This is a genomic window from Comamonas sp. GB3 AK4-5 (genome assembly GCF_041320665.1).
GTDB lineage: Bacteria > Pseudomonadota > Gammaproteobacteria > Burkholderiales > Burkholderiaceae_C > Comamonas.
The window spans coordinates 4,783,382-4,799,411 of record NZ_CP166730.1 but is presented as its reverse complement, the minus strand read 5'-3'; the positions used below and the strand labels follow the sequence as shown (position 1 = coordinate 4,799,411).

At 65.7% G+C, this 16,030-nt stretch carries 12 protein-coding genes; 7 read left to right on the top strand and 5 right to left on the bottom strand.

From position 1 onward, the window contains the following. Positions 1–8: 8 nt before the first annotated feature. Complete coding sequence (locus ACA027_RS21240; RefSeq protein ID WP_370682650.1) at positions 9–917, bottom strand: LysR substrate-binding domain-containing protein; 909 nt, start codon at positions 915–917, stop codon at positions 9–11. A gap of 120 nt (positions 918–1,037) precedes the next feature. On the opposite strand from ACA027_RS21240, the gene ACA027_RS21235 reads away from it, so the two are divergent. After that, positions 1,038–2,012 (top strand): tripartite tricarboxylate transporter substrate binding protein BugE, encoded by a 975-nt coding sequence (locus ACA027_RS21235; RefSeq protein ID WP_370680167.1) that lies wholly within the window; start codon positions 1,038–1,040, stop codon positions 2,010–2,012. A 205-nt stretch (positions 2,013–2,217) separates the two neighbouring features. Here ACA027_RS21235 and ACA027_RS21230 read toward each other — a convergent pair whose 3' ends face one another. The 3 genes from ACA027_RS21230 to ACA027_RS21220 form a co-directional block, all read right to left on the bottom strand. Beyond that, the gene (locus ACA027_RS21230) at positions 2,218–2,901 is read right to left on the bottom strand and encodes an SPOR domain-containing protein (protein ID WP_370680166.1); all 684 of its coding nucleotides are present in this window, start codon (positions 2,899–2,901) and stop codon (positions 2,218–2,220) included. Between the two features lie 9 nt (positions 2,902–2,910). Then, positions 2,911–3,735, bottom strand: coding sequence for a biotin--[acetyl-CoA-carboxylase] ligase (locus ACA027_RS21225; protein WP_370680165.1), 825 nt, complete (start codon positions 3,733–3,735; stop codon positions 2,911–2,913). A 166-nt stretch (positions 3,736–3,901) separates the two neighbouring features. Next, complete coding sequence (locus ACA027_RS21220; RefSeq protein WP_370680164.1) at positions 3,902–4,408, bottom strand: SET domain-containing protein; 507 nt, start codon at positions 4,406–4,408, stop codon at positions 3,902–3,904. A 122-nt stretch (positions 4,409–4,530) separates the two neighbouring features. On the opposite strand from ACA027_RS21220, the gene ACA027_RS21215 reads away from it, so the two are divergent. Both ACA027_RS21215 and ACA027_RS21210 read left to right on the top strand, forming a co-directional pair. Then, positions 4,531–7,446, top strand: a complete 2,916-nt coding sequence (locus ACA027_RS21215; protein WP_370680163.1) for a DNA topoisomerase III — start codon at positions 4,531–4,533, stop codon at positions 7,444–7,446. Positions 7,447–7,593: 147 nt separating this feature from the next. After that, entirely contained in the window at positions 7,594–8,367 is a 774-nt protein-coding gene (locus tag ACA027_RS21210) for a tyrosine-protein phosphatase (protein WP_370680162.1), read from the top strand. Positions 8,368–8,594: 227 nt separating this feature from the next. On the opposite strand, the gene ACA027_RS21205 is transcribed toward ACA027_RS21210, so the two are convergent. Then, the gene (locus ACA027_RS21205) at positions 8,595–11,183 is read right to left on the bottom strand and encodes a penicillin-binding protein 1A (RefSeq protein ID WP_370680161.1); all 2,589 of its coding nucleotides are present in this window, start codon (positions 11,181–11,183) and stop codon (positions 8,595–8,597) included. 247 nt (positions 11,184–11,430) lie between these two features. On the opposite strand from ACA027_RS21205, the gene ACA027_RS21200 reads away from it, so the two are divergent. The 4 genes from ACA027_RS21200 (at position 11,431) to ACA027_RS21185 (ending at position 15,867) form a co-directional block, all read left to right on the top strand. Then, positions 11,431–11,991 (top strand): DUF1439 domain-containing protein, encoded by a 561-nt coding sequence (locus tag ACA027_RS21200; RefSeq protein WP_370680160.1) that lies wholly within the window; start codon positions 11,431–11,433, stop codon positions 11,989–11,991. 153 nt (positions 11,992–12,144) lie between these two features. Further along, entirely contained in the window at positions 12,145–12,846 is a 702-nt protein-coding gene (locus ACA027_RS21195) for a glutathione S-transferase N-terminal domain-containing protein (protein ID WP_370680159.1), read from the top strand. A gap of 247 nt (positions 12,847–13,093) precedes the next feature. After that, positions 13,094–15,259: a Cache 3/Cache 2 fusion domain-containing protein gene (locus ACA027_RS21190; RefSeq protein ID WP_370680158.1), complete on the top strand. Its 2,166-nt coding sequence runs from the start codon at positions 13,094–13,096 to the stop codon at positions 15,257–15,259. Between the two features lie 122 nt (positions 15,260–15,381). After that, complete coding sequence (locus ACA027_RS21185; protein ID WP_370680157.1) at positions 15,382–15,867, top strand: peptidylprolyl isomerase; 486 nt, start codon at positions 15,382–15,384, stop codon at positions 15,865–15,867. The last annotated feature ends 163 nt before the right edge of the window (positions 15,868–16,030 follow it).

The following is a 16,030-nucleotide window of genomic DNA, read 5'->3' as shown; positions in this document are numbered from 1 at the left end:
GCTGCTCCTTAATCTGCGGGCAGCGGCTCGGCCTTGGTCAGCAGCCAGTCGCGGAACTGCTGCAGCGTGGTCAGGTTGGCGCGGGTCTCGGGATAGCACAGCCAATAGCCCCGGTCGCTGGTGATGCGGTGCTCGGGCAGAGGCTCGCTGACCAGGCCGGCCGTGATCTCGTCCTGCACCAGGCAGCGCGGCACCAGGGCCACGCCCATGCCGGCCTGCACGGCGCGAATGATGGTCTGGAACTGGTCGAACTGCGGGCCACTGAGCGGGTCCAGCGCCTCGACCCCATAGACCTCGCTCCAACGCGACCAGGCCTGGGGCACGGTCACATGGCGCAGCCGCGTGCAATGGCGCACATCGTCCGGGCTGTGGATGGGGTGCAACTGGGCCTGGTTGCGCGGTGCGATCAGCACCACCTCGCGCCCGCTGAGGTAATGGGCGCGGGTGCCAGGCCAGTGGCCGTCGCCGAACAAAATGGAGCAGTCCAGCGCCGGACTCTCGAAATCGTAGCTTTGCACATAGGGCACGAAGTGCAGCGTCACCTGGGGGTTGTGGGACTGGAAATCAGGAAGTTTTGGAATGAGCCACTTGGCGCCAAACGTGGGCAGGGTGGACAGGTGCAAGGCCCCGCCGCCGTCGCTGCTGGTGATCAATTCCAGCGTGGCCGACTCCAGTTGCGAGAGCAGGGCGCGCACGGATTTTTCATAGCGCTCGCCGGCGGAGCTGAGCGTCAATCGCTTGCGGTTGCGCTCAAATAAGGGCACACCCACCCATTTTTCCAGCTCCTGCACCTGTTTGCTGACGGCGCTTTGCGTCAGGTGCAAGGCCTCGGCTGCACGGGAGACACCGCCAAACCGGGCCACGGTGGAAAAGGCCCGCAGCAGGTGGATAGGTGGCGTCAGGCGCCGCAAAGGCAATAGGCTGGAGGACACTGTTTTGATTCCTTTATGGAATGATAACAGGCACAGCTATTGCTTTTTACAGCGCTCCAAATCACGTACGCTTGGCAACATCTCTCCTCCTCAAGGACTCCTCTGATGCAACGTCGTCATTTCCTCTCCTCCGTGGCTGCGGCCGCCGCCGTGACGGTTGCGCCCGGCGTGGCCCTGGCCCAGGACACCAGCCGTCCTCTGCGCATCGTCGTGCCCTTCCCTCCGGGAGGTTCCACCGACATGGTGCCGCGCAACCTGCAGGACGTGCTGGGCAAGCTGCTGGGCCAGCCCGTGATTATCGAGAACAAGGCCGGTGCCGGTGGCTCCATCGGCATGGCCGAAGTGGCCCGCTCCACCGACGGCCTGACCTTTGGCATCGCCACGCTGTCCACCCACGGCGTGAACCCTGCCGTGCTGAGCAAGCTGCCCTATGACGCCGTGAAGGACTTTGTGGGCGTGACGGAAATCGTCAAGGCCCCCGGCGTCATCATGGTCAACCCCGCCAACCTGCCGGTGAAGAACTTTGCCGAGCTGGTGGCCTATCTCAAGGCCCATCCCGGCAAGGTGTCTTACGCCACGCCGGGCAACGGCACCATCGGCCATATGTGGGGCGAGCAGTTCAAGCGCAGCACCGGCACCGACATGCTGCACATCCCCTACCGTGGCGCAGGCCCGGCCATCAACGACGTGCTGGGCGGCCAGGTGCCGGTGTATTTTGACCAGGTGGCCTCGTCGCTGGCGCACATCAAGTCCGGCAAGCTCCTGGCCATCGCCGTGTCCTGGCCGCAGCGCCTGGACGTGCTGCCCGATGTGCCCACCTACGCCGAAGCCGGTCACGCTGACCTGAACAACCCCTCGTGGTTCGGCCTGGTGGCCCCCAAGAGCATGCCTGCCGCCCAGGTGGAGCGTGTGCAAAAAGCCGTGGTGGCAGCGCTCAAGGACCCCGCCGTGCAAAAGCGCATGGCCGCCCAAGGCCTGTACCCCTCGGGCTCCAGCACCGCCGAATTCAGCAAGCAGATCCAGACCGCCATCGTCACCATGAAAAAAGTGGCCGTGGACGCCAAGATCCAGCTGGACTGATCACTCTCCATTCAGCAAAAAGCCCACGGCCTTGGCTCGTGGGCTTTTTTTATTGGACGCTGGACTTGCGAGGATGCGACGCTGCGCACAAAACTGACACGGCCTATTCCAGTGCTGCCGCGCAAGGGCCGCCCCGCCGCGCTGGCAGCGTCCTCCTGCCCGCGTCGCTACGCGATGCGAGAGCGGGAGGAAGGCGCGCAGCGCCTCAGGAGGGTGTGCATAACACCAATGGCTTGCCCGCCAGCGCAGCTTGCAGTTGCTCCACGCGAGGGTGCATGGCGGGGGTGACCTGGGGCAGGCGCAAGGTGTAGATGGTGGCCTCGGTGCGCTCCTGCACCACGCGGGCGCCGCGTACGCCCTGGCGCAGGGCCTGGGTCAGCTCGCGTGTGGCGGCGGATTCGGTGGGGAAGCGGCCCAGCGACAGGCCGGGCTCCAGCGTGCCGCCTGCGGCCTCCACCGTCATGCCCTGCTTGCTGAGCTCGGTACGGCGCTGCTCCAGTGCCCGCTCGCTGGGGAATTTGCCCAGGTACACCATCCAGCGGCCGGGGACGGCGCTGGCAGGCAGCTCCCAGGCGCTGCTGGGCAGCTCCAGTGCGTACAGCGCCTGGCGCAGCTGGGCCGCCTGCGTCGCATCGAAGGGGCCGGCCTGCCAGCAGCGGCTGGGGCCGTCAACGGGGGGCGGGGCTGGCGTGGCCTGTGCCGGCGTGGTCGGGCTGTGGGTCTTGTTGGGGGCCCCAACCTGGATGGTCTCGGGCCGCATCTGCTGCTTGAGGCGAAAAGCCTCGGACTGGGTCTCAGGCTGCCAGCCCAGCGAGGCCATCCAGCCCTGGCTCCAGGCAAGGTAGCCGGCATTGGCCAGCAGCAGGACAAGCAGTGAAAGACGCAGCATGGGCGCAGTTTATCCGGCCGTGGCAGCGGTCTGGGGGCGCACGCTGACCTCGGCGCTGGTGATGCGTTCCAGGCCCTGGGCCGTGCGCACCAGCAGGGCGCCATCCAGGCCCACACCCTCGGCCATGCCCTGGGTGCCATCGCTCAGCCGCACCGGCCGGCCACGCAGCAGATCGCGCTGGGCAAAGGCCGGTTGGAAAGGGGCAAAACCTTGGGTCTCAAAGCGCTGCAGGCAGTTCACCAGGGCCGGGATCACGGCAGCTAGTGCGGCGGGGGCGTCCCAGCGTGGGTCCAGGTCCTGCAGGCAGGCGGGCGGGGTGGACAGGCCTTGCTCATGCCGGGGCCGCACATTGATGCCCACGCCCACGATCACCTGGCGCGGCCCATGGCCGCCGAAATGGGCGGTCTCGATCAGAATGCCGGCCAGCTTGCGGTCGCCCTCCAGCCACAAATCATTGGGCCATTTGATGCCAATGCGCGGCGTGGCGGATGGGCTGTCTGCGATGGGGGCAATGCCGGGCTGCAGCGCCTCGGCCAGCACCTGGCCCACGGCCAGCGACAGGCCGGACCAGTCGCTGGGAGCCAGTGGCAGGCCCAGCGAAAACATCAGCGAATCGCCCAGGCTGCTGGCCCAGGGCTTGCCCATGCGGCCACGGCCTGCGGTCTGCTGCTCCGCCACCAGCAACGTAGGCGCGGTATCACCGCTGCGCGCGCGGCGCATCAGCTCGGTGTTGCTCGAGTCCACGCTGGGCAGAATCTCCACCGTAAAACCCGGCAACTGCGGCGCCACCGCCTCCCACAGGGCTTCGGCGTTCCAGTGAATCACTTGGGTCATCGTTGTGCTTTCTTCTTGTTGTGCGGCCATCGTCACACGTCCTATGAAACTGGCGCTCCCTCCACCTCAGGGGCACCGCGCAAGGGCCGCCTTGTCTCCCCGATTGGCGCTGGTGCCGTTCCCCTCCGGCGCGTAGCGCCTAAAGAGGGGGAAGCGGCGCAGCCGCTCAGGGGGTGTTCGTGGGCATCGGCGGCCGCCAGCCCCGCTTGGGCGCCAGCATGGTGCCGCGGCAGTTGGGCGCGCCGCACCAGCAGACATATTCGGCCTTGAGCTTGGCCGTGTAGCGCTCTTCCACCATCAGGCCGTAGTCGTAGTTCAGCTCTTCGCCAGCGGCGATATTGCGCAGGGCCACGATGTAGATGCGGCCGTCCCGCTCGTCCGTGTAGCAGTTGGGCGCGCAGCTGTGGTTGATCCAGCGCGCCGAGTTGCCGCCGTAGTTGGCATCAATCACCCGGTCCTCGTCCACGTGGAAGTAGAAAGTGTGGTTGGGCTGGCTGGGGTCGTGGGGGTGGCGATCCTGGGCTTCCTGCCAGCCGATCACCTCGCCGGTGTACTCGATCAGGGTCTCGCCCTCGGCAATGGGCTGCACGGCGAACACGCCTTTGCCGTGCACGCCGGAGCGCTTGGCCTGGATTCGGCGTTGGCTGGAAGGGGAATCGGCGGTGCGGGGCATATGAATCTCTGATAACTTGAATATGCACACACGTACGCACATGTGCGCGCGTGTGAGAGACACATTGTAGAAGCGGCGGCACCCGCTGGAGGGCCGCCGTGGTAATGGAACGAGAACCACCCATGACAAAGACCCTGGTGATTGCGGAAAAGCCCTCTGTGGCACAAGACATCGTGCGCGCCCTCACCCCCGCCTACGGTAAGTTCGACAAGCACGAAGACCATTTCGAAAACGAGCGCTTTGTGGTGACCAGCGCCGTCGGCCACCTGGTGGAAATCCAGGCGCCGGAAGAATTCGACGTCAAGCGCGGCAAATGGAGTTTTGCCAATCTGCCGGTGATTCCCCCGCGCTTTGATCTCAAACCCGTGGACAAGACCAAGAGCCGGCTGAACGCCGTGGTCAAGCAGGCCAAGCGCAAGGACGTGACCCAACTCATCAATGCCTGTGACGCGGGCCGCGAAGGTGAGCTGATCTTCCGTTTGATCGAGCAGTACGCCGGCGGTGCCAAGGGCGGGCTGGGCAAGCCGATCTCGCGCCTGTGGCTGCAGTCCATGACGCCCCAGGCGATTCGTGAAGGCTTTGACAAGCTGCGCAGCGAGCAGCAGATGCAGGGCCTGGCCGACGCCGCGCGCAGCCGCTCCGAGGCCGACTGGCTGGTGGGCATCAACGGCACACGCGCCATGACGGCCTTCAACTCGCGCGATGGTGGCTTCTTCCTGACCACCGTGGGCCGGGTGCAGACGCCCACGCTGTCGCTGGTGGTGGAGCGCGAAGAGAAGATTCGCAAATTCGTCAGCCGCGACTACTGGGAGGTGCATGGTGCGTTCAACGCCCAGGCCGGCCAGTACCTGGGCAAATGGTTCAACCCCCAGTGGAAGAAGTCGGAAGACGCCGAGGCCAAGGCCGACCGTCTGTGGAACAAGGCCGAGGCCGAGGCCATTGCCGCCGCCGTGCAGGGCAAGCCCGCTACGGTGACGGAAGAGAGCAAGCCCACCACGCAAGCCTCGCCCCTGTTGTTCGACCTGACCAGCCTGCAGCGCGAGGCCAACGGCAAGTTCGGCTTCTCGGCCAAGACCACGCTGGCGCTGGCGCAAAGCCTGTACGAGCGCCACAAGGCCTTGACCTACCCGCGTACCGATTCGCGCGCCCTGCCCGAAGACTATGTGCCCGTGGCCAAGCAGACCTTCGAGATGCTGGCCACCAGCGGCATGCGCCACCTGGCGCCCTTTGCCCAGCAGGCCATCAACGACAACTACATCCGCCCGACCAAGCGCATTTTTGACAACAGCAAGGTCTCGGATCACTTTGCCATCATCCCCACCACGCAAGCGCCTTCTGGCCTGTCCGAGGCCGAGCAAAAACTCTATGACCTGGTGGTGCGTCGCTTCATGGCGGTGTTCTTCCCCAGCGCCGAGCACCAGGTGACCACCCGCATCAGCAAGGTGGAACAGCACAGCTTCAAGACCGAGGGCAAGGTGCTGGTCAAGCCGGGCTGGCTGGCCATCTACGGCAAGGAAGCCGCCAACGAGGTGGAAGATGCCAAGGAAGGCGACAAGGGCCAGCCCCTGGTCGCGGTGCAGCCGGGTGAGCAGCCCCGTACCGATCACGCCGATGTGAAGGGCCTGCGGACCAAGCCCCCGGCACGCTACTCGGAAGCCACGCTGCTGGGCGCTATGGAAGGCGCTGGCAAGCAGATCGACGACGAAGAGCTGCGCTCCGCCATGCAGGAAAAAGGCCTGGGCACGCCCGCTACGCGCGCGGCCATCATCGAAGGCCTTCTGACCGAGAAATACATGCTGCGCGAAGGCCGCGAGCTCATCCCCACGGCCAAGGCTTTCCAGCTGATGACGCTGCTGCGCGGCCTGCAGGTGGACGAGCTCTCGCGCGCCGACCTGACCGGTGAATGGGAATACAAGCTGGCGCAGATGGAAAAGGGCGAGCTCTCGCGCGCCGCCTTCATGCAGCAAATTGCCGCCATGACCGAGAAGCTGGTCAAAAAGGCCAAGGAATACGACCGCGACACCGTGCCCGGTGACTACACCACCCTGGCCACGCCCTGCCCCAACTGCGGTGGCGTGGTCAAGGAAAACTACCGCCGCTACGCCTGCACGGGCAGCCAGGGCGCGAGCGAGGGCTGCGGCTTCTCGTTCACCAAATCGCCTGCCGGACGCACCTTTGAGCCCGCCGAGGCCGAGGCCCTGCTGCGCGATCGCCGCATTGGCCCGCTGGAGGGCTTCCGCTCCAAGGCGGGCTGGCCCTTTACTGCCGAAGTGGCCATCGTCCACGACGAGGAGGCCAAGAACTACAAGCTGGAATTCGACTTCGGCGACGACAAGCAGGAAGAGTCCGGCGAGATCGTGGATTTCTCTGCCCAGCAGACCCTGGGTAACTGCCCCAAATGCGGCGCACCGGTGTTCGAGCATGGCGCCAACTATGTCTGCTCCAAGGCTGTGCCCACGGAGTCGCAACCCGTGCCCAGCTGCGACTTCAAGAGCGGCCAGATCATCCTGCAGCAGCCCATAGAGCGCGAGCAGATGAGCAAGCTGCTGTCTGCCGGCAAGACCGACCTGCTGGAGAAGTTCGTCTCCAACCGCACGCGCCGTAACTTCAAGGCCTTTTTGGTCTGGGATGCGACCGCCAGCAAGGTGAACTTCGAGTTCGAGCAGCGCGAATCCAAATACCCTCCGCGCAAGACGGCTGCGGGTGCCGCCGCCAAGACCCCGGCCAAGACCAGCGCGGCAGCCAAGAAAGCACCTGCTGCCAAAAAGGCCGCCACCAAGACCACGGCCCGCAAGCCCGCGGCCGCCAATTACCGCCCGGATGCCGCACTGGCCGCTGTCATCGGTGACGGCGCCGTGGCCCGCACCGAGGTGGTGAAAAAGGTCTGGGACTATGTGAAGGCCAACAACCTGCAAGACCCCAAGGACAAGCGCGTCATCGTGGCCGATGCCAAGCTGCTGCCGGTGTTTGGCAAGGAGCGCATCAATATGTTTGAGCTCACCGGCATCGTGGGCCAGCATCTGACCAGCAACAGCTGACAGACTCTGGCAGAGCCGGCTGCTGGCCGGCCTGCCGGTGCTGGGTCTGTTCCTTGCCTGTCCCCAGGCCTGTCGCCCGGGTGCATGCGTTGGTCACACAGCGCAGGCACCATGGGTAGCTTCTCTTCCCCCTGTACTGGAGTCTCCATGGACCTGGCCATTGCCCCCGCCTCCTTGCCACGCAGCATTGCGCTGCAGGGCACGACCAACTTCCGTGATCTGGGCGGCTACGCCGGGGCCGACGGCCGCACGCTGCGCTGGCGCCAGCTGTACCGCTCCGACCATCTGGCCGATCTGAGCGCACAGGACCTGCAGGCACTGCAAACGCTGGGTGTGGTGCGGGCCGTGGATTTTCGCGGCGTGGACGAGCGCGCCGCCCATGGCTACCAGTGGCCCGGTCTGGACCAGCATGTGCTGTCCATCGAACCCACCGTGGTGCAACGTGCCCTGGCCCTGGTGCAGCAAGGCCATCGCCTGACGGCAGAGGAAACCGTGGTCCTGATGCAGGACACCTACCGCAGCTTTGTCATCGACAACGCCGGGCGCTTTGTCAGCCTGTTTCGCATGCTGCTGGACAGCGACCAGCCCCTGGTCTTTCACTGCACAGCCGGCAAGGACCGCACAGGCTGGGCTGCGGCCTTGATCCTGCTGGCGCTGGGCGTGTCGCGTGAAGTGGTGGAGCAAGACTATCTGCTGACCAACCAGCTCTACCGCCGCCCGGTCGAGCTGGCTTCCAGGGCCGCACAGACGGTGCCGCAAGAGATTCTGGACGTGCTGTGGCGCGTGCAAATGCCCTTTCTGGACAGCGCTTTCGCACTGGCGGAAGAGCGCTACGGCACCATGGACCGCTACCTGACCGAAGCCTTGGGCATGGATGCCGCAGCTCGCGAAAAACTGGCCCGCATGTACCTGGAAGGCTGATGCCTGCGCTCTTGAAAAGAATTTTTCAGCTCGGCGCAGCAGCGCCTTGATTTCCCAAAAAAGAGAGCGCCTCATGCGCTCTCTTTCTACGTTAGCGGGTGATATGGCAATGGATCTTTCAGCTTGAGCTGAAAAGTGCCTTGCACACCTCTATCGGTTCACTTCATCCACAGTCTGTGCAACTGACGTGGCCCAAGTCGGGGCTGCGGCGTAAGCGCCTCAGGGGGTCATCCCCCATACGCCGGCATGGGGTAGGCCTCACGGTCCTGCTGGCGCGGTTGTTGGCCGGGCAGGGGCGGCAACTGGTAGGGGTTGTAAGCCCCATCCTCACCCGCCGGAGGCGGTTGTACCGGGGCGGGTTGAGGTGCCGGCGCTGGCAGGCCTTGCTCCTGCAGCGTGGGCGTGCGCTCCTCCACCGGGCCTTCATTGCCCTGCGGGGCTGGCTGCGGGCATGAGCCAAAGCCCGGGAAGTCGCCGGCGCCCGGCATGGGGGGCGTATCCGGCGTGTCGGTGCTCTGCGGCGCTTGCGGGGCAGGGCCGGGCTGGCGGGGCTGCGGGGCTGGTGCCGGCTTGGCGGGCGGGTTGTTGGGCTGCATGAGCTCTCCCCACCAGCTGTGGAGCTTCTCGCCCAGGCCATCCACCAGATCGCTCCACCAACTGCGGGTGTCAGCCTCGGCAAAGCGGGCCTTTACATCAATGCGGCGTGCGCCCAGCACGCGGCTGGTGAAGTCGCCCACCATGGGCAGGGCGCTGCGCGCGCCCTGGCCCCAGTAGTCACTGCGCAGGGTGATGCGGCCGTCGTTGAAGCCGGCCCAGGCGCCCACCACCAGCTGGGGGTGCATCAAGATGAACCAGCCGTCGGCATTGCCCTGGGTGGTGCCGGTCTTGCCCGCCACATCAGCGCGTATGCCGTAGGTACTGCGTATGGCGCGGCCCGTGCCCTTGTCGATCACGCCGCGCAACATGTCCACCAGGGTCAGTGCGGCCGGGGTGTCCATGGCGGCTTCTGCCTTGGGTGGGGCAAAGTCGGCCAACACCTCGCCGTCGCGGTTGGTGATGCGGGTGACCATTACCGGCGGCAGGTACTGACCGCCGCGTGCCAGGCTGGCATAGGCGGTGACCATCTCCTGCAGCGTGACCGGGCTGCTGCCCAGGGCCAGGGCAGGCACGGGGTCCAACGGGCTGCTGCGCACGCCCAGGGCCTGGGCCAGGCGTACCACCTTGGTGGGGCCTACCTGCTGCATCACCTGGGCGGTGATGGTGTTCTTGGAGTAGGCCAGGCCGTCGGCCAAGCTCATGGACTGGTTGCTGGGCGGGCCGGCATCCGAGGGGCGCCAGACTTCACCACCGGGCAGGGCAATCTCTACGGCCTTGTCTTCCAGCTGGTCGCCGGGCTGGCGGCCGTTCAGCAGGGCCGCGCCATAGACAAAGGGCTTGAAGGTAGAGCCGGGCTGGCGCCGGGCCTGCTGCACATGGTCGAAGGGGTCTTGCTGGTAGTCGCGGCTACCCACCCAGGCCAGGATATGGCCGGTCTGTGGGTCCACGGCCAGAAAGCCGGCTTGCACCCGGGTCTTCTCCTCGCGCAGATCGGCCATGAATTTGCGATCCGCCAGCAGGCGTTTGAGGGCGGCCTCAGGCGGCTCGCCGCCAGCTACGGCATTGCGGTAGGCCGCGCTTTCCTTGACCAGGGCCTGTACCAGGGGTTGCTGTGGGCTGAAGGCATTGGCCTGCGACCAGTTGCGCTGGGCCACGCCTTGCAGCGTACGGCCCTGGCGCGCCACGGCCTGGTTGGCCCAGGCCTGCATGCGCGCATCCACCGTGGTGTGCACGACCAGGCCGTCGCTGTGGATGTCGTAGCCATGGCGGTCGGCCCAGTCCACCAGCCAGGGGCGCAGGGCACGCACAAAATGCGGGGCCGGGCCTTCGGCCTCTTCCTGGCGCTCGAAGTCCAGGCGCAGCGGTCGGGTCTTGAGCTTGTCGAATTCGGCCTGTGCCAGCACCTCGTGCTTGACCATCTGGCTCAGCACCGTGTTGCGCCGCTGCAGGGCGCGCTCGGGGTTGCGCACCGGGTTGTAGTAGCTATTGCCCTTGAGCATGCCCACCAGGGTGGCGGCTTCCAGCACATTGAGCTGGTCGGCACGTTTGTCGAAATAGGTGCGCGCCGCCATCTCGATGCCAAAGGCGTTGTACAGAAACGGGACCGTGTTCAGATAGGTCTCCAGGATCTCGTCCTTGGTGTAGAGCGCCTCGATCTTGTAGGCGGTGACGGCTTCCTTGAGCTTGCGCGTCAGCGAGGCATCACGCCCCACTTTTTCGGGATAGAGATTGCGTGCCAGCTGCTGGGTCAGCGTGGAGCCGCCTTGCGGGCTGCCCGACAGCGTGTGCACCACCGAGGCCGCCGTGCGGAACCAGTCCAGGCCATGGTGCTCGTAGAAACGGTGGTCTTCGGTGGCGATCAGCGCCTTGATGACATGGGGCGAGACCTGGTCTAGCGCTATCCAGCGGCGGTTGCTGCGGGTGAACAGGGCCAGTTCCTTGCCATCGGCCGAGAGAATCTGGGCCGGGCTGTCCTGCTTGGCCTTGCGGATATCGGTAAGGCTGGGGGTGAGCAGCACCAGCAGGCCCAGCAGCAGCACCAGGGCGGCTGGAATGCAGGCCGCAGCCAGCCACCATTGGCGGCGGGTGCGGGTGGCGAGAAACTGGCGCAGCGCTTGCCAGCCGGTGCGCAGTCGGGACTGCAGCTGCACCAGGGCAGCAGTGAGGGAAGAAGGCAGGTGCATGGTCTGCAAAAAAGCCGTGGTCGAGGCCAGGGCCATATAGAAGCTGCGTGGGGCCGCTTGCGTGGCACAGGGTTTCCAACGCCAGTTGGCGCTGCGGCGTTGACGCCGGCCAGTGTGCCGCAGCCGGGCAGAAAGCGTTGCCGGTGTGGAAAATCGCGGTGCCTGGCTTGACGGTGGGCCGGGACGGTCGCAGGATGGAGCGCCCTGGTGACCAAGGGCAGGGAACCACGGGCTGCTGCCCGGCTCCAACGGGCTTCGTCATGTTTTTCCGGATCGCCGCGCCATGCAACGCCGCCGTTTTTTGCTCAGTGCCGCCTGTGCAGCCCCTCTTTTGACCACCGCCTGCTCGGGCCGCGCCTTGCCGCGTCAGCTCAGCATGAGCACCCAGCAGTTGCAGGCCAAGCTGGCCAGCAAATTTCCCAAGGCCTATCCCGTGGCCGGCCTGCTGCAACTGGAGCTGGCCGCGCCGACGCTGAGCATGCTGCCGGAGCGCAACCTGATCCGTGCGCTGCTGCCGGTGCTGCTGTCGGGGCCGGTGCTCAAGCAGCATTTTCAGGGCCGGCTGGATGTGAATTTCGGCCTGCGCTACGAGGCCAGTGACCGCACGGTGCGCGCCCACCGCGTGGAGGTGAACACGCTGCAGGTGGACGATGCGCCCGAGGCGCTGAGCGCCATGCTGACCACCTATGGCCCGCGTCTGGGCGAGCAGATGCTGGAGAGCCTGGTGCTCTACCAGCTGGAGGAAAAAGACATGGCTCTGGCCGACACCATGGGCTTGCAGCCCGGGGCCATCACCGTCACGCCCCAGGGACTGACGGTGGCATTAGATCGTAAAAAAACGTAACCAAAATTGGCTGCGGCGTGGGCTGCGCGCGACATTTCAGCAGGCATTCACGGGGTCTGGGCCGGGGTGGTAACAGTCTGTCGCGCAAGCCCGCTACCATGACAGTCAAGCTGGCGTTGGCGCCAGTGGCTGTTGCGTTTCCAAGGCACCTGCATGACTGATCTGAGCAAATTCCCCGTCACCCGTAAGTGGCCCGCCCAGTTTCCGGACTGGTTGCAGCTGTACTCCCTGCCTACCCCCAACGGGGTCAAGGTCTCCGTGATGCTGGAGGAAACCGGCATTCCCTACGAAGCCCACCGGGTGGACATCCAGACCGGCGACCAGTTCACGCCGGAGTTTCTGAGCGTCAATCCGAACAACAAGATCCCGGCCATCCTGGACCCGCGCGGTCCCGGTGGCCACCCCCTGGTGCTGGCCGAAAGCGGCGCCATTTTGGTCTACCTGGCCGAGAAATCGGGCCAGTTCCTGCCCATGGATGCCGTGGCGCGTTATCAGACGCTGCAGTGGCTGATGTTCCAGATGGGGGGCATAGGGCCCATGTTCGGGCAGATTGGCTTCTTCTACCGCTATGGCGGCAAGGACTACGAGGACAAGCGCCCGCTGCAGCGCTATGTGAGCGAAGCCCAGCGACTCCTGAAGGTGCTGGAGCAGCAGCTCAAGGGCCAGTCCTGGATCATGGGCGACAGCTACACCATTGCCGACATGGCCGTGCTGCCCTGGGTGCGCTGCCTGATCGAGCATTACGACGCCGGCGAGCTGGTGGGCCTGGGCAAGTACCCCAATGTGCTGCGGGTGCTGGCAGCCTGGGAAAAGCGCCCGGCCGTGCAGCGCGGCCTGCAGATCCCGCCCAACTAGGCCCGGTCTTTCACCTCACACCCTGCCTGCTGCCCTGCAGGCATTTTTTTGCCTGAGCGAGAGGCTTTGTAATGTTTTGTTGCATATTGATGTGGGTCAAGTGCAACGTGGCCCTGGACGCTAGCCTTGAAATGAGGGAGCGAATGTTGCGCCAGACCGGGGGATGACACCCCGGCAGCGCAGACCTGGTACGTCGGCGAGGGGCCGGCGGGGACATATCGCTTTCACTACACAAGCAAAGGGCGATATGCACATAGGACAACGATACTGGCGCCGCCAAGGGCTGGGAACCAAGCTGGCCATCACCAACTTTGTCTGGGTTGCCGCCATTTTGGCGACCCTGCTGCTGGGCATTGCATGGAGCGTTGCACGGGTGGTGCAGCACAAGGTGCAGGCCGATCTGGAGCAGGGCGTGGCCATGCTGGGTCGCTTTGTCGAGGCCAATGACCGTGACCTGCGCCAGCGCACGCAATTCCTGTCGGACAGCCTGAGCGCCAGCCTGGCGGGTCGGCTGGAATTGCAAGGCGAGGGCCGCCAGGCCGAGCTGTGGCTCAACGGCGAGCCGCTGCAGGGCGACAACAGCCGCATCGAGCGCTTCACCCGCACCACCAGCGCCGTGGCCACGGTGTTCGTCAAACAGGGCCAGGATTATCTGCGCGTGGCCTCGTCGCTGAAGACCGACAAGGGCGAGCCGGCCACCGGCACGCTGCTGGACCACCAGCATCCGGCCTATGCCGAGATCAATGCCGGCCGCAGCTATATGGGCCTGGCCACCTTGTTCGGCCGCCAGTACATGGCGCAATACCGCCCGCTCAAGGACGCCAGCGGCGCCACCGTGGGCATCGCCTTTGTGGGCCAGGACTTCTCGGAGCTGCTGGCCAACCTCAAGGCCTCCATTCGTGCGCTCCAGGTGGGTGACGGCGGCTATTACTACGTGCTGCGCAGCGACGCGGCTGAAGCGGGAACCCTGGTGGTCCACCCGGCGAAGGAGGGGCAGAGCATTCTGGAGTCCAAGGACAGCGACGGCCGCGCTTTCATCCGCGAAATCGTGGAACGCAAGCAAGGGGTCATCAGCTACCCCTGGGCCAACCCCGGTGAGCAGGTGCCGCGCGAGAAGCTGGCCGTTTTTGGCCAGTACGCGCCCTGGAACTGGGTGTTCGTGGCCAGTGCCTACAAGGACGAGGCCGTGGCCGAAACCCGCCGCCTGATCGGCATGTTCGCCGTCATGGGGCTGGGCGCCGTGCTGGTGCTGGCCGGCGTGTGGTGGCTGCTGCTGCGCCGCATGATCGTGCGCCCGCTGAACGAGGCCAGCCAGTTGGCTCGCACCATTGCCGCAGGTGATCTGACGGTGAAGATTCCGCATGTGCGCCAGGACGAAATCGGTCAGTTGCTGGACGCCATGAACCACACTGTGGATGGCCTGAGCAGCGTGGTGCGCACCGTGCAGGCCCAGGCCGAGAGCGTGGCCATGGCCAGCGCCGAAATTGCCCAGGGCAATATGGACCTGGCCAGCCGGACCGAAAGCGAAGCCAGCGCGCTGGAAGAAACCGCGGCCGCCATGGAGGAACTGGGCAGCACCGTAGCCCACAACGCCGACCACGCCCGCACGGCCGACCAGCTGGCGCGCAGCGCCGAGCAGGTGGTGACCGAGGGCGGCCTTGCCGTGCGCCAGGTGGTGCAGGCCATGCAGGGCATTGATGCTGGCAGCCGCAAGATTGCCGACATCACAGGCGTTATCGATGGCATCGCCTTCCAGACCAATATCCTGGCGCTGAACGCTGCCGTGGAAGCCGCCCGCGCCGGAGAGCATGGCCGCGGCTTTGCCGTGGTGGCAGGCGAGGTGCGGGCCCTGGCCCAGCGCAGCGCCGAAGCCGCCAAGGAAATCCAGCAGCTCATCAGCACCAGCGTGGCCGAAGTCAGCCAGGGCAATAACCGTGCCGCCCAGGCCGGCCAGACCATGGAGCAGGCCGTGGTGGAAATCCAGAAGGTGACCCAGCTGATCAGCAACATCAGCCATGCCAGCGCCGAGCAAAGCAGCGGCGTGGCCCAGGTAGGCGAGGCCGTGACCAATATGGACCAGGCTACGCAGAAGAACGCGGCCCTGGTGGAAGAAATGGCCGGTGCGGCCGCCAGCCTGCGCCAGCAGTCCGAATCCCTGCTGGAAGCCGTTGCGGTGTTTCGCGTGCAAGGCGGCCAGCGCCGGGCCCAGGCCCAGCAAGCCGCCACGGCCACGGCCACGGCCAGAGTCATTCAGGCGGCCGCCCACGGGCCGCATCCGGGCAAGGCTCCCGCCTTGGCACCGGCGCCCACATCCGCGCCCACAGCAGCGTCTTCGGTGACCTCGCGTGCCCCCGCCGTCATCCCCGCCGTACCGGCGACGGCTTCGGACACCGAGGAGTGGACCCACTTCTGAGCCCTGCATCGCAACTGGGGCCAAGGCCCCAGCGCGGCCGGACGCAGGGCAGATAGCGGACAATGCCCTGCAATTTCCATTGAGAGGGGCGGCGCCCGCTGCCCCTGCACGCGATCTAGACCATGAACATCTCCAAAGACACCGCCGTCACCATCACCTACAAAATCCACGCCCTGCTGCAAGGCGGCCTGGCCGGCCCGCTGCTGGACAAGGGCGATGTGGCCTATCTGCATGGTGGCTATGACAACATCTTCGCCAAGGTCGAGGCCGCCCTGGAAGGCAAGCAAAAAGGCGATGCGCTGACCGTGGACCTGGCCATAGCAGATGCTTTTGGCGAGCGCGATGAAAGCCTCAAGCGCACCATTCCCAAGGGTGAATTCCCCGCAGGCGTGAAGGTGGGCGGCCAGCTGCGCGGCAGCAACGACCAGGGCCTGCCCCAGATCTACAACGTGGTGAAGATCAAGGGCCCCGTGGTGCAGCTCGATGGTAACCATCCCCTGGCCGGCCAGGCACTGCGCTTTGCCTGCACCGTGACCGAGGTGCGTGCGGCGTCGGAAGAGGAAATCGCCCACCGCCATGTGCATGGCGCCCACGGCCATCACCATTGATGGGAAGCCCGCTTCAGCACCGCTGATACGGCGTTGCAGGCCCTTGCCGTGGCGCTGCCACTGTCTGCGGGCCCGCGCCTTGTCTCAGCGGCGCTGCAGCGGTCTCAACGGCCGGTGAACGCCCGGCTCACAAGCCGCCCTTTTGGGCGGCTTTGTTTTTTGT

Coding starts and splice junctions, on each gene's coding strand:
- ACA027_RS21235 (WP_370680167.1), top strand. CDS start 1,038: ATGCAACGTCGTCATTTCCTCTCCTCCGTGGCTGCGGCCGCCGCCGTG.
- ACA027_RS21230 (WP_370680166.1), bottom strand. CDS start 2,901: ATGCTGCGTCTTTCACTGCTTGTCCTGCTGCTGGCCAATGCCGGCTAC.
- ACA027_RS21225 (WP_370680165.1), bottom strand. CDS start 3,735: ATGACCCAAGTGATTCACTGGAACGCCGAAGCCCTGTGGGAGGCGGTG.
- ACA027_RS21220 (WP_370680164.1), bottom strand. CDS start 4,408: ATGCCCCGCACCGCCGATTCCCCTTCCAGCCAACGCCGAATCCAGGCC.
- ACA027_RS21215 (WP_370680163.1), top strand. CDS start 4,531: ATGACAAAGACCCTGGTGATTGCGGAAAAGCCCTCTGTGGCACAAGAC.
- ACA027_RS21210 (WP_370680162.1), top strand. CDS start 7,594: ATGGACCTGGCCATTGCCCCCGCCTCCTTGCCACGCAGCATTGCGCTG.
- ACA027_RS21205 (WP_370680161.1), bottom strand. CDS start 11,183: ATGGCCCTGGCCTCGACCACGGCTTTTTTGCAGACCATGCACCTGCCT.
- ACA027_RS21200 (WP_370680160.1), top strand. CDS start 11,431: ATGCAACGCCGCCGTTTTTTGCTCAGTGCCGCCTGTGCAGCCCCTCTT.
- ACA027_RS21195 (WP_370680159.1), top strand. CDS start 12,145: ATGACTGATCTGAGCAAATTCCCCGTCACCCGTAAGTGGCCCGCCCAG.
- ACA027_RS21190 (WP_370680158.1), top strand. CDS start 13,094: ATGCACATAGGACAACGATACTGGCGCCGCCAAGGGCTGGGAACCAAG.
- ACA027_RS21185 (WP_370680157.1), top strand. CDS start 15,382: ATGAACATCTCCAAAGACACCGCCGTCACCATCACCTACAAAATCCAC.